The organism is Aquabacterium sp., from assembly GCF_035476535.1.
In the GTDB taxonomy this organism is placed as follows: Bacteria; Pseudomonadota; Gammaproteobacteria; order Burkholderiales; family Burkholderiaceae_C; genus Pseudaquabacterium.
In genome coordinates this window covers 1-12558 of the sequence record NZ_DATILJ010000299.1, presented here as the reverse complement: position 1 = coordinate 12558, position 12558 = coordinate 1, and the positions used below count along the sequence as shown (strand labels likewise).

Sequence of the window (12558 nt, the reverse complement as noted above, 5' to 3'; positions counted from 1 at the left end):
AAGCATGAGCACAAGCACGACACCGGCGAGCCCTTCGTCCGAGCTGCTGGCGCGGGCCTTCAATGCCGCGCCGAACGGCTTCGTGCTGGTCAGCCGCGACGGCGTGATCGTCGCCGCCAACACCGCGCTCGAGGCCATGTTCGGCCACGCGCCCGGCACGCTGGTCGGCCAGACGCTGGAAAACCTGCTGCCCGGCGCGCTGCGCGAAGCCCATGTGGCGCTGCGCGATGCCTTCTTCGAGCGGCCCGAGCCGCGCGCCATGGGCGCCGGCCGCGTGCTCTACGCGCGGCGCGCCGATGGCCATGAATTCCCGGTCGAGATCGGCCTGAACCCGCTGTCCGGCCCGCAGGGGCCGCTGGTGCTGGCCTCGGTGGTCGACATCAGCGAACGGCTGGCGCTCGAATGGGCCTTCCGCGGGCTCTTCGATGCCTCGCCCTATGGCCTGCTGATCGTCGACGATGCGGGCCGCATCGTGATGGCCAACCGCGTGATCGCCGAATCGCTGGGCCACACGTCGCCGGCGCTGGTCGGCCAGCCGCTGGAGCGCCTGCTGCCCGAGCGCTACCGCGGCGCGCATGGCGCGCTGATGGCGGGTTATCGCCGCACCGGTGAAGCGCGCATGATGGGCCGCGGCCGGGACCTCACCGCGCTGCATGCCGACGGCAGCGAGCTGCCGGTGGAAATCGGCCTGTCGCGCGTGCGCTGGCAGCGCCAGACCATGACGCTGGCGGCGGTCAGTGACATCAGCGTGCGCAAGCGGCTGGAGCTGGAGCTGCGCCAGGCCAACGCCAACCTGCAGGAGTTCACCTACGTCGCCTCGCATGACCTGCGTTCGCCTTTGCGCGGCATCGCCGACCTGGTGGAGTGGATCAATGCCGACCTGGTCGAGCCGCCGCCCGAGGTGCAGCGCAACCTCGATCGCATCAGCCAGCGCATTGGCCGCATGGAACGGCTGATCGACGACCTGCTCAGCTACGCCCGCGCCGGCCGCGCGGCCACCGAGTTCACGCAGGTCGACCTCTCCGCGCTGGTGCGCGGCATCCTCGAGATGCAGCCCTTGCCGGCGGGTTTCGAGATCACGCTGGACCTGGCCGTCGCACCCTTCCCGGCCACGCGCACGCCGCTGGAAACGGTGCTGCGCAACCTGCTGAGCAATGCCGTGAAACACCACGACCGCGCCCACGGCCACATCCGCGTCAGCGCGCGCAACGACGACAGCTTCTGCGAACTGAGCGTCACCGACGATGGCCCCGGCGTGCCCGAAACCGCGAAGGAGCGCATCTTCAAGCTGTTCCAGACCCTCACCGCGCGTGAACGGGGCAGTTCCGGCATCGGCCTGGCGCTGACCAAGCGTCTGGTCGAAGTGCATGGTGGGCGCATCGAGCTGGTGTCGCCGGTGCAGAGGACGGCAGAGGGCGAGCGGGGCACCAGCCTGCGATTCTGGTGGCCGCGCTTCCCACGGAGAACAAGTGATGAAAACTGAGACCCCGCTGACCGTGCTGCTCGTCGAGGACGACGACGTGGCCGCTGAATCGGTGCTGCGCAGCCTGAACCGCATCAGCGCGCCGTTCCCGGTGGTGTGGGCCGAAGACGGTCTGGTGGCGCTGGCCGCGCTGCGCGGCGAGGATGCGGCACGCCGTGTGCCCCGCCCCCGCGTGATCCTGCTGGACCTGAACATGCCGCGCATGAACGGATTCGAGTTCCTGCAGCAATTGCGCAACGACCCGGCACTGGCCGACGACGTGGTGTTCGTGCTCACCACCTCCGACGCCGACAGCGACCGCACCCGCGCCTACCACGCGCACATCGCGGGTTACATGGTCAAGGCGGCGGTCGGGCCGCAGTTCTCCAAGCTCGCGCAGCTGCTGACCGACTACCACACCGCGGTGCAACTGCCGTGATGCCGGGCCGGCATTGATGACCGCCCCGCTGCCCCTGAACCTGCTGGTCGTCGACGATGATGACGTCGACCGTGAGCGTGTGCTGCGGCTGCTGGTCGGCTCACCGTTCGCGGTGCATGCCGAACAGGCCTCGTCCGGCGCCGAGGCGCTTGAAATGGTGCGCAGGCAGCACTTCGACTGCGTGGTGCTCGACCAGAACCTGGGCGACACGACCGGCGCCGAACTGCTGACGCTGCTGCGCCGCGAGGCGAATGCCGATTGCCCGGTGATCATGGTCACCGGCGCCGGCAGCGAGGCGCTGGCGGTGCACGCGATGCAGGAAGGCGCGGCCGACTACCTGGCCAAGCCGCAGCTCAGCGCCGAGGGCCTGGTGCGCTCGATCGAGCGCAGCCTGGAACGCCAGCACCTCAAGCGCGAGGTCCAGCTGCTGCAGCAGCAGCTCGAGCAGCGTGTCGACGAGCAGGCCGCCACCATCCGCCAGCGTGAACGCGATCTGCGCAACATCCTCGACAACGCGCCGGCGATGATGGGCTACTGGGATGCCGACCTGCGCATCCGCTTCGGCAACCGCGCCTACCAGGAGGGCTTGGGCATCCGCAGCGAGCAGATCCCCGGCCTGCCGATCCAGCAGGTGCTGGACAGCGCGCAGCTGGACGAAGCCTGGCCGCACCTGCAGGCCGCGCTGCGCGGCGAGGCGCGGCGCTATGAGCGCGAAACGCCGGCGTCCGACGGCCAGCCGGCGCGGCATGCGCAGGTCGAGTACCGGCCCGATGTCAACGAACAAGGCCAGGTGCAGGGCTTTTACGTCACGGTGATCGATGTCACGCTGATCAAGGCCGCGCAGGCCCGCGCCGAGGAGCTGCTGCGCTTCAGCGAGGCGGTGATTCACAACGCGCCGGTCGGCATCTCGGTCTACCAGGCCGATGGCCGCTGCGTCATCACCAACGCCGCGGCGGCGCGCAACGCCGGCCTCACGCTGGAGAACATGCGGGGGCGCAATTTCCGCAGCGGCCTGGCCTGGCAGGAAACCGGCCTGCTGCAACAGGCCGAGGCCACGCTGGCCGATGGCCTGCCGCGTCAGATGGACGCGCAGTGGCCGCTGGCGGACGAACGCATCACGCACCACGCGCTGTCGTTTGCGCGGGTGGACCGCGGCGGCCAGCCGCATTTGCTGGTGATGGGGCGCGACACCACCGAGCAGCGCACCGCGCACGACGCGCTGGTGGCCGCCCGCAATGCGGCCGAGGACGCGGCGCGCACCAAGAGCGCCTTCCTGGCGAACATGAGCCACGAGATCCGCACGCCGATGAACGCCATCATCGGCCTGTCGCGCCTGGCGCTGGACGCCACGCTGCCCGAGCCGGCCGCCACCTACCTGGACAAGGTGCATGCCTCGGCGATGGCGCTGATGGGCATCCTCGACGACGTGCTCGATTATTCGAAGATCGAAGCCGGCCAGCTGCGCTTCGAGCAGCTGCCGCTGGACCTGCCCGAGTTGCTGCAGCGGGTGCAGGGCCTGTTCATCGCGCGCATCGAACAGAAGGGCCTGGCCTTCGCCGTCGAGCTGGCGGCGGGCCTGCCGAGGGGCTTGCGCGGCGATGCCTTGCGCGTGTCGCAGGTGCTGAACAACCTGGTTGGCAATGCCGTGAAGTTCACCGACCGCGGCCGCATCACCGTCTCGGTCGCGTTGGCAGAACCTGTGTCCGAACTGCCGGCCGAATCGCAGACGGACGCCGCCGATGATTGCCTGCTGCGCTTCGTCGTGCAGGACACCGGCATCGGCATCCCGCCCGAACAACGCGCCGCGCTGTTCGAGGCCTTCGCGCAAGGCGACAACTCCATCACCCGCCGCTTCGGCGGCAGCGGCCTGGGCCTGGCGATCAGCAAGCGCCTGGTCGAGATGATGGGCGGCCAGATCGGGCTGGACAGCACGCCCGGCGTCGGCAGCCGGTTCTGGTTCACCGTGCGGCTGGGCCGCATGCCGGCCTCGGCCATGGCCGCGCAGGCCGCCTTGGTCATGCCGCGGGCGGCCGCGCCGCAGCCCGCGGCCCGGCTGCCTGCCGGCCTGCGCCTGCTGGTGGTCGAGGACAACGAGACCAACCAGCTGGTGGCCATGCAGTTCCTGCGGCGCATGGGCGTGGAAGTGAGCATGGTGGCCGATGGCGCGCAGGCCGTGGCGGTGGTGGCGCGCGCCGGTGCCGGCCACTTTGCCGCCGTGCTGATGGATCTGCACATGCCGGTGATGGACGGCCTCGAAGCCACGCGCCGCATCCATGCGCTGACCGGCCATGCGGGGCTGCCGGTGATCGGCATGACCGCCGCGGCGATGCCCGAAGACCGCGCGCGCTGCTTCGCGGCCGGCATGGTCAGCCATGTCGCGAAGCCGGTGATGCCCGAGCGGCTGCTGCAGGTGCTGCAGCAGCACCTGGGGGCGCCGGTGCCGGTCGACACGTCGGCACCAACCTTGGCACAGACACCGGCACAGACGTCGACACGGGCGCCGACACAAACGTCGGCGGACACGCCGGCGCAGCCGCCGGATGCGGCGTCGGCCGGCGTCCCGGCTGCGATTGACGGCGCTGCCGCCGGGGCCGTCAGTTTCGACCTGCCGGCGCTGCGCAAGCGCCTCGCCGGCAACGAGGCGCTGATCTGGCGCCTGCTGGACATGTTCGCCAAGCGTGAAGCGGACACGCCCGCGACGCTGCGGGACTTGATCGAACGCGGCGACCTGCATGCGGCGCGCCTGCGGGCGCACGACCTCAAGGGCAGTGCCGCGACGCTGGGAGCCACTGGCGTGGCCACGGCCAGCGCCGAACTGGAAGCCGCGCTGCGCCACAACCAGCCGGTCGAGGCACCGCTGGCGGCGCTGCAACAGGCGCTGGACACGGCCATCGGCGCGCTGGCCACGCTGCGCACCTCCGGCCCGTCCTGAAGCGCAGGGCCGGCCGCCGGCGCCGCTACAAACGAAACACCTGAACCACCTGCCCTGCAGCGGCCGTGAAACCGCGGCCGCGCAGACTGCGGGTCGATTCAGGAGCCCCTTGCCATGAAGCGCCAATCCCTTTCCACGATCGGCTGGTGCGCTCGCGCCGCCGCGCTGCTGTCGGCGCTGCTGCCGCCGCTGGGCGCGCAGAGCCAGGCGCTGCCGCCGCTGTTCCCGATCCGCAGCGGCGACCTGCACGGCCTGATCAACCTCGAAGGCCGCGTGGTGCTGCCGCCCGAATACGCCGAGCTGCGCATCGGCCAGCCGCTGATCATGCTGCGCAAGGGCCACCGCACGGCTTATGCCGACGGCGAGGGCCGACTGGTCATCGAGCCGCAGGACGAACTCTCGCTGCCCTTTGCCGACGGGCTGGCGCCGATGCGCGGCAAGGACGCCCAGGGCAAGCCGCGCTGGGGTTATGCCGATGCGAAACGGCAGCTGGTCATCGCCCCGGCCTTCGACGATGCGCAGCCCTTCGTCGATGGCCTGGCCGTCGTCGGCATTGCCGATGCCTGGGGCGCGCTGAAATACGGCGCCATCGACCGCAGCGGCAAGCTGGTGCTGGCCGCCGCGCACGACAAGCTGCTGACACCCGGCGGCGGCCTGGTGCGCGCCGAGTCGAAAGAGCGCACGCACCGCGTGTTCGATGCCAAGGGCCGCGACATCACGCCGGCCGGCGTCGACTTCGTCGGCCTCAGCAGCGACGGCATGGTGCGCGTGTGGTCCGGCCGCCAGCAGGGCTTCATGACGGTGGCCGGCGAGCTGGTGGTGGCGCCGCGCTACGCCCAGGCCAGCGACTTCAGGGAAGGCCTGGCGCGGGTGTGGGTCGACGGCAAGTACGGCTACATCGACAAGCGCGGCACGCTGGTGATCGCCGCGCGCTACGACACGGCCGAAGACTTCGCCGACGGCCTGGCGCTGGTCAAGGACAACGGCAAGCCGCAGTTCCTGGACAGAACGGGCAAGCTGGTGCTGCAGCCCGAGGCCGAACGCGTGTGGCCCTTCTCGCAGGGCCTGGCGGTGGTCAAGGTCGGTGGCAAGCATGGCTACATCGACAAGCAGGGCCGCATGGTCATCACGCCGCAATACAGTTTCGCGCGGCCCTTCGGCAACGGCCTGGCCTTTGTCGGTGCGGGCCGCATGTCGGGCTACATCCGGCCCGACGGCCAGTTCGTCTGGAAGAACGAGTCCTGACACCAGGACGTGAAACCGGTGCGCTAGAGTCCGCGCGCACATCGAATTCGAGGGGGAGGCGGCGTGAACCGCAAATGGATCATCGGCCTGGGCGCACTGGCGCTGGCGGGCACGGTTGCGCTGGCCACCGTGGCGCTGCAATGGAACCGTTTCGACGGCCGCATCAACGCGCTGGGCGTCGACCTGCGCCAGCCCATGGCCTATATCGGCACCGCGTCCTTGTCGGCGCTGCCGCGCGACCTCGTCAAGGCCCCGGTGCTGCGCGAATTCCTCACCGAGGACTTTGCGTTCTATTACGAGGAGCATGAAGACCGCCTGGGCCTGGGCGGCGCGCTGCGCCGCATCGCCTTCGAGCACCAGCCGACGCTGGCCGACAACCTGATCGAGCTGGCGCTGGACGAACCCGCCGAAGTGGCGCTGTGGACCGACGGCAAGGGTGCGCCGCGCCACTGGGCGATGGCGATGACGCGCGGCAGCGTGGCCCGCGCACTGCAGGGCCTGGCCGCGGTCGCCGCGAAGGACAAGCAGCTGACGCTGATCGGCGCTCTGAAGTCGTCGTTGTTCGGCTGGTCGTCGCAGCCGGTTTATGCGCTGGCCCTGTCGCCGCGCCGCACGCTGGCGATTGCCACGCGCGGCAACCGGGTGGTCGTGCTGTCCGACCCCGGCCTGCTGTTCAACGCCGAGCGCCAGGCCGACCCGCAAGCCGCGCAGGTGCTCGAGAGCCTGCTGTCCGGCGACGACGGCGCGCAGGCACTGTGGCGCCAGCACTTCGGCCTGGGCGCGCCCGGCGCCGGCCACACGCTGGTGGCCGGCGGCACGCTGCTGTCCTTCGGCTACCAGCATTTTTTCCCCTCGCTGCAGGCGCTGCGCGTCGATCTGGCGCCCGGCGGCCGCAACCTGCGCAGCTTCGTCAGGCGCAGCGCGGCCGCACCGGCCGGCCCGGCACCCTGGCCCGCGCTGCCGGCGCAGGCCGCGGCCTGTGCGCTGCTGCCGGTGGACTGGGCGCGCACGAAGGCGGTGTTGTCCGACACAGCCACGGCGGCGCCTGCCGCCTCGGCCGCAGGCAGTGAGCCGGCGCCGGATCGCAAGGCCGCACTGAGCGCGATGGCCGATGCCTTCGACGGTCCCGCGGCCATCTGCTGGTACGAGCGCTCGCAGTTGCACACGCCCCTGCTGGTGGCGCATGCCAAGGGCGCGGCGCCGGGCGCGGCGGTGCTGGCGAACTTCGCGCAGTGGTGGTTGCCGACGGCGGCCGAGCTGTCCGGCGAAGCAGCCAGCGGCACCCAGGCGCGCGTCAACGCACCCTACGGCGCGCTGCGCGAGGGCGACAACTCGGCCTATCAATCCCGCTTTGCACGGGCCGGCGACTGGTGGGTGTTTTCGCCCGATGGCGAGCTGGTCGAGCAGGCCCAGGCCAGCATCGCGCGCCGCTATCCCAGCCTGGCCGACACACTGGGCGAACGCCCCGGCACGCTGGCGCTGGTGGCGCCGCAGCAGGTGGCCGAACTGTTGCGCCGCGAAGCGCTGGCGGTGATCACGCCGCAGCAGGCCAGTTTCCGGCAGGCGGCTGACCAGCAGCTGTTGCCGCGCCTCGCGGCCTTCGGCAAGCTGCCTGCGTCGCATGCGCTGCCACAGGGCGCCGCCGACGCTCAAGGCTGGCAGGCGCTGGACTGGCAGCCGCTGAAGGCGGCGCGATGAGTTCGTCCACCGGGTTCACACGCCGGCATTGTTTGCTGGCAGCAGTGGCCGCGCCTTTTGCAAGTCAGGCCGAATCTGAAGCTCCGCCGTCGCTGGACCGCGAACAGAGCCGGCGCTTCCGCGACTGGCTGCTGGTGCTGATCCATGCCCAGCTCGAACAAGGCCCCAGTCCGCGCTGGACCCACCGCGATTGCGCCGGCCTGGTGCGTTTTGCCGTGGCCGAGGCCCTGCGCGAGCACGACCTGGCCTGGAAGCGTTCCATGGGACTGCTCGGCAAGCGCCTGCCGCCGGCGCTGGATGCCGCACCGGCCCAGGCCTTGCGCCATGCCTGGCGCCGCGTCGACGGCAGCCGCGCGGCCTATGTCGGCGCGCTGGAGCTGGTGCAGGAAAACACGCGCTTCGTCGCGCGCCAGCTCAGCCAGGCCGAACCCGGTGACCTGCTGTTCTACGACTTCGGCGACGAGCAGCACCTGATGGTCTGGATGGGCCCCTACATCGCCTACCACACCGGCCGCCACGAACCCGGCGACACGGGGCTGCGCGCGCTGCGTGCCGCGCAGCTGATGAACTGGCAGGACACGCGCTGGCGCCCCGCCACCGACAACCCGAATTTCAGCGGCCTGTACCGCTTGGCCTTCCTGGCGCGCTGACACGCTGTGCACACGATGATCTCCTTCTGCAAGTTCTTCACCGCGATGCGCGGATTCAGCAGTGCCGCACTGGTGGCCGTGCTCATCGCCACCCTGCCTGCCGGCCATGCCGCCAAGCCCGCGACGGCCGAACCGGCGCCGCTGTCCAATCACCGCGAACCCTTCGTCGGCGAGCCCTTCTTCCTGCTGACCGATGCCACCTACGGCTCGGCCGACAAACCACGCGTGCGGCTGGAGATCAACGCGCCGCAGCAGCTGGAGACGGTGGGCGGTGTCGACGTGGTCGTCTACCGCGTCCCTGATCCCTTGGGATTCCTGCAGAAGCAGCGCAACCTGCACCGCATCCAGGTCGAGGCGCAGCCGGCCGGCGACGGCCTGGCCAACACGCTGACGCATGTCTGGGACAACTGGGTCGTCAAGGCCCGGCTGGCCTGGCAGCAACTGTTCTCCAGCGAGGCACGGCGCGCCGTCACCACGCAGGCGCCGGTGCTGAAGACGCCGAAGGACCTGCTGAAGCCCTCCACCTTCGAGGAACCGCGCCAGTTCCGCACGCTGCCCGGGCTGCCGGTGGTCGAGCGCTTCCGCTACCCGGTGCATGTCGCGCAGCCGATCGCACCGCCCAAGGACCTGAAGCTCGCCGGCAGCAGCAGCGAATTCATCAAGCCCACCGAAGGTAATGTGCAGGTGCCGCTGGCGGCCAAGAAGCCGGGCCTGTACCTGATCGAAGCGACGGCCGGCCAGCACCGCGCGACGACGCTGCTGTTCGTCAGCGACACGGTGGCGCTGACCAAGGTCTCCGGCGCGCAGATGCTGGTGTGGGCCGCGCAGCGCGGCAACGGCGCCGCGGTGCCGGCCACGCGCGTGGTGTGGACCGACGGCATCGGCGTGCTCAAGAGCGGCAGCACCGATGCCCAGGGCCTGCTGCGCATGGAACGCACGTCGCCCGAGCAGACTTATGTCTTCGGTGTCGATCCCGCCGGCGGCGTCTTCATCTCGGAGAATTTCTACTACGACAGCGAGATCTACAACGCCAAGGTCTATGCCGTGACCGACCGGCCGCTGTATCGGCCGGGCGATGCGGTGATGGTCAAAGTCAGCGCCCGCGAGTTCAAGTCCGCGCGTGAATCGGTGCCGCTGGCCGATGGCGAGATCACGCTGAGCGCGCTGGACCCCGCCGGCCAGGTGGTGGCCACACAGGCCCTGGCGTTCTCTGGTGCCACAGGTGCCGACGGCCGCTTCCTGCTGCCCGACAACGCGGCGGCCGGCGGCTATGAACTGCGCCTGGCGCTGCGCGACCAGGTCTACACCGCGGCCTTCCGGGTTGCCGACTACCAGAAGCCGCACTTCGAGATCCTGCTGCTGCCCGACAAGAGCGACTTCGCCACCGGCGACAAAGTCAGCGGCAAGCTGCAGCTGGCCTACCCGGACGGCAAGCCGGTGGCCAACGCGCGCATCAGCTTGAGCGCGCGGGTGCAGGCACTGAGCATGGTCGAGGGCGAGCTGGACTACACCGGCGCCTTCGCCGCCAAGCTGGCGCAGGACGAACTGGTCACCGACAGCGCCGGCATCGCCGCGTTCTCCTTCCCCGAGGCCGCGCAACCCAGCCGTTATGTGCTGACGGCGCTGGCCACCGACGGCGCGGCCTACCGCGTGCGCAGCTCGCGCGAGATCCTGGTCGAGCGCGGTGCTGCCGCATGGCGCCTGCAGCCCCAGGCGCAGTTTTCGCGGCCCGGTGAAGCAGTCGCCTTCCGCCTGGCGCCCAGCCAGCGCACGGCCGCCGGCAGCACGGCGGCACCGCTGCGTCCGGTCAGCTGGGAGTGGCTGCGCCTGGAAGACCGCAGCAAGGACAGCGGCAAGCTGAGCGCTGCGGACACCGTCTCGCTGAGCTTCAAGCAACCCGGCTCCTACACCGTGACCTTGCGCGACGAGCAGCACCGCATCGTCGCCGCGACCAGTCACTGGGTCAGCGGCGACGGCCAGAAGGCGCCGGCCGGCAGCATAGGCATCGTCTTCGACAAGCCGGCCTACAACGCCGGCGACAGTGCCGAAGCGCTGATCACCTTTCCCGAGCCGGTGGACCAGGCGCTGCTGACGCTGGAGCGCGACCAGGTCGAAGCGGCCAGCCTGATGGCCGGCGCTGGCAGCGGCTTCAGCAGCGAACGCCTGAACCCGACCCAGTGGAAGGTGCGGCTGCGTGTTGCCGAGGCGATGAGCCCGAACATCACGCTGTCGGTGGCGTATGTGAAGAACGGCGATGCGGTGTTCCAGAACCAGGGCCTGCGCATCACGCAGCCGCGCATCACGCTGGCCTTCAAGCCCGAGCGCGAGGTCTATGCACCGGGCGAGACGGTGACGGTCGAGCTCAGCACGCTGGTCAACGGCAAGCCGGCGCCGGCCGAAGTGGCGGTGGGCGTGGTCGACGAGATGATCTACGTGCTGCAGCCCGAGATCGCACCGAGCATCGATGAGTTCTTCTACCACCCGCGGCGCAACAACGTGCGCACCAGCGCCTCGCTCAGCTTCATCGGCTACGACCTGGCCACGCGCAAGCTCGGCCAGCTGCCGGCCAAGCGCCAGGTCAACGAGCGCGCTATCAAGGTATTGGAGCGGCCGAGACGCGACAACGTCGACACTGCCGCCTGGCTGCCGAACCTGCGCACCGATGCCAGCGGCCGCGCGCGCTTCAGCTTCACGATGCCCGACTCGCTGACGCGCTGGCGCATCACCGGCCGCGCCATCGAGGCCGGTGGGCTGGTCGGCCAGCAGACCGCCTGGCTGCGCAGCGACAAGGCCTTCTATGCCAAGTGGACCAGCCCCGACTGGCAGCGCGAAGGCGACAAGGCGCTGGCCAGCGTCGCGCTGTTCAACCAGGGCAAGGAAGAGCGCCCCGTCGAATGGGCGGTCACCGGCCCGGGCGTGAATGTCCGCGAGACCGTCAAGCTCAAGCCCGGTGCGAACTTCGTGACGCTGCCCTTGAATGCCGAGGGCGCCGGCCAGGCCGGCACGAATGCGGCAGGCGCCGGCGCCGTGGACCTGGCGTTGAGCCTGCGCGCCGATGGCAAGCTGGTCGACAGCCTGCGCACGCCGCTGCGCCGGCTGCCGCAGGCCTGGGCCGCGCCACGTGAGCAGCAGCTGGACCTGAGCAGCGGCAGCGCGACACTGGCCTTGCCGGCCGACGCCCGCCGTGTGCGCGTGACGCTGGCGGCCGATGCCGCGGCCGGCGCCTTCAGCCGCTGGCTGGACGAGCTGGCCGACTACCCCTATGGCTGCGTCGAGCAGACCGCCAGCCGGCTGCTGCCGTTGAGCCTGGCGCTGCAATCGCTGTCGGTCAATCAACAAGCCCTGGCGCCACAGCTGACGCAGCGTGTGGCGACGGCGCGGCTGTCGCTGGCGCAGATGGCCGGGCCGCAGGCGCAGTTCGGCTGGTGGGGCCGCGGCATGCCCGACGATGCCTTCCTGACCGCCTACGCCTATTACGCCGACTGGCGCGCCACGCAGGCGCTGAAGGCCACATTGCCGGACGCGCATTGGCAGCGCCTGCTCGATGTCTATGCCAAGAACGGCGTGAAACAGCCGCCGCTGCAGCGCGCGTTGGCCTTGCACTGGATGCAGGAGATGGGGCTGCCGGTGAACTCGCTGCTGGCCGCCTTGCTCGATGAACTGGCCGCCGCGCCGGCCGGCGATGCTTCGGCGCTGGCTGCCCGCCGCGGCAGCCTCGTGATGGTGCCGGCGGGTGAGCTGAATGCCCGCGACATCGCGCTGGTGCTGGCGGTGCACACCCGTGCCGGCCAGGCCACGCCCGTGCAGCGCAGCGAGGCGGACGCGGCAGCGCAGCGCATCGCGAGCTCACCGTCGCCCCTGGTGCAAAGCCTGCTGGTGCTGGCGCAGCGCGGCGGTGGCGAACGCGCCAAGGCGCTATTGGCCCAAGTGCGCGGCGAACAGCCGACCTTCGACCGCGCCCAGGCCCTGGTCTGGCTGCACAAGGCGCTGGGCGCACGGCCCGAGTTGCGGGTCGAGGCCAACGCGTTGCCCGCCCCTTGGGTGGCGGGCCGCAGCACCGGCGGCGACGTGATCTGGAGCCTGCCGGAGGGCGCGCCGCGGCCGGCGTCGCTGACGCTGGCCGGCGGCGCCA

At 70.6% G+C, this 12558-nt stretch carries 7 protein-coding genes; all 7 read left to right on the top strand.

Annotated elements, in window-relative coordinates; all coding sequences use genetic code 11:
• The first annotated feature begins 4 nt into the window (after window positions 1-4).
• Entirely contained in the window at window positions 5-1483 is a 1479-nt protein-coding gene (locus VLK61_RS28770) for a sensor histidine kinase (protein WP_325426549.1), read from the top strand.
• Window positions 1473-1901: a response regulator gene (locus VLK61_RS28765; RefSeq protein ID WP_325426547.1), complete on the top strand. Its 429-nt coding sequence runs from the start codon at window positions 1473-1475 to the stop codon at window positions 1899-1901. Before VLK61_RS28770 ends, VLK61_RS28765 begins: the two co-directional genes overlap by 11 nt.
• A gap of 16 nt (window positions 1902-1917) precedes the next feature.
• Window positions 1918-4833 carry a response regulator gene (locus tag VLK61_RS28760; protein WP_325426545.1) on the top strand — a complete coding sequence of 972 codons (2916 nt, stop codon included), beginning with the start codon at window positions 1918-1920 and terminating at the stop codon, window positions 4831-4833.
• Window positions 4834-4947: 114 nt separating this feature from the next.
• A complete protein-coding gene (locus VLK61_RS28755) occupies window positions 4948-6078 on the top strand; it encodes a WG repeat-containing protein (protein WP_325426543.1) in 1131 nt (376 codons plus the stop codon).
• 63 nt (window positions 6079-6141) lie between these two features.
• Window positions 6142-7776 (top strand): DUF2138 family protein, encoded by a 1635-nt coding sequence (locus VLK61_RS28750; protein WP_325426541.1) that lies wholly within the window; start codon window positions 6142-6144, stop codon window positions 7774-7776.
• Window positions 7773-8426: a DUF1175 family protein gene (locus VLK61_RS28745; protein WP_325426539.1), complete on the top strand. Its 654-nt coding sequence runs from the start codon at window positions 7773-7775 to the stop codon at window positions 8424-8426. Before VLK61_RS28750 ends, VLK61_RS28745 begins: the two co-directional genes overlap by 4 nt.
• A gap of 15 nt (window positions 8427-8441) precedes the next feature.
• Window positions 8442-12558, top strand: a 4117-nt coding sequence (locus VLK61_RS28740) for an MG2 domain-containing protein (RefSeq protein WP_325426537.1), incomplete at its 3' end; no start/stop codon positions are given.

Bases quoted from the DNA above. Each gene is read 5' to 3' on its own strand.
- VLK61_RS28755 (WP_325426543.1), top strand. From the start codon at position 4,948: ATGAAGCGCCAATCCCTTTCCACGATCGGCTGGTGCGCTCGCGCCGCC.
- VLK61_RS28770 (WP_325426549.1), top strand. From the start codon at position 5: ATGAGCACAAGCACGACACCGGCGAGCCCTTCGTCCGAGCTGCTGGCG.
- VLK61_RS28745 (WP_325426539.1), top strand. From the start codon at position 7,773: ATGAGTTCGTCCACCGGGTTCACACGCCGGCATTGTTTGCTGGCAGCA.
- VLK61_RS28765 (WP_325426547.1), top strand. From the start codon at position 1,473: ATGAAAACTGAGACCCCGCTGACCGTGCTGCTCGTCGAGGACGACGAC.
- VLK61_RS28760 (WP_325426545.1), top strand. From the start codon at position 1,918: ATGACCGCCCCGCTGCCCCTGAACCTGCTGGTCGTCGACGATGATGAC.